The sequence below is a fragment of the Nitratidesulfovibrio liaohensis genome (genome assembly GCF_011682075.1).
GTDB classification, from domain to species: domain Bacteria; phylum Desulfobacterota; class Desulfovibrionia; order Desulfovibrionales; family Desulfovibrionaceae; genus Cupidesulfovibrio; species Cupidesulfovibrio liaohensis.
Window position 1 is genome coordinate 1 of sequence record NZ_VSMK01000705.1, and the last position, 744, is coordinate 744.

Consider the following 744-nt stretch of genomic DNA (forward strand, 5'->3'; position numbering starts at 1 on the left):
GCTCCGGGGTGCGCAGGGCCAGCGCGGCCTTCACGCGGGCGCGCTCCGCCTCGTGGCGGTTCAGTGCTGCCTTGTCCGGGTTGACGTACTTGCCTTCCACGGTCAGGCGCTGCTCCGGATAGGCGGCGCGGACCACGGCGACGGCACGGGTGACGGCAGGCGCGGCCTTGGGCTGCCCGGCAACGCGGGCGCGCAACGTCTCCGTACCCGGTTTGGTGTCCAGCGGCACGGCCAGGATGGCCTGACCAATCCAGCGGGCAGGACTGGCAGACCCGCCAGACCCGCCAGACCCGCCAGACCCGGCAGACCCGGCGTCAGCAGGCGTCACGGGCACGGTGAGGGACTGGCCGCGCCAGTCCAGCACCACGTCGCCCGGCGCATCCGCCGTCACCGTGACCACGAAGGGCTTGCCGTCGCCGGTGGATTCCGGGGCATCCAAGGACAGCACCGCCGCTCGCGCGGGTGTGGCCGATACCCCCAACAGCAGGGCCGCCGACAGTACCGACAACGCGACCAGCAACACGGCCAGACCGCGGCCCGCCACCGGCATCGACCACAGGCGAGCGGCCCCCCGGCCATCCCCCCCGGCAAACGGAAAACTCTGCATCACGAAATATCTCCGGCGCCCCGCTCCGTGGCGCCCGTTCCGGCGTTGCCGCCGTTTCCGCCGTTTCCTGCGGTGCGGCCAGCATCGTCCGCGCCGCCCTGCTCCAGCAGCCCTCCGGGCCGCGCCCCGAGCACGGT

Annotated in this window: 1 pseudogene; it reads right to left on the bottom strand. The window is 73.3% G+C overall.

Going from position 1 to position 744, the window contains the following annotated elements:
- A pseudogene (locus FVW27_RS17990) lies at positions 1-607 on the bottom strand (M23 family metallopeptidase); the annotation flags it as partial.
- Positions 608-744 lie beyond the last annotated feature (137 nt).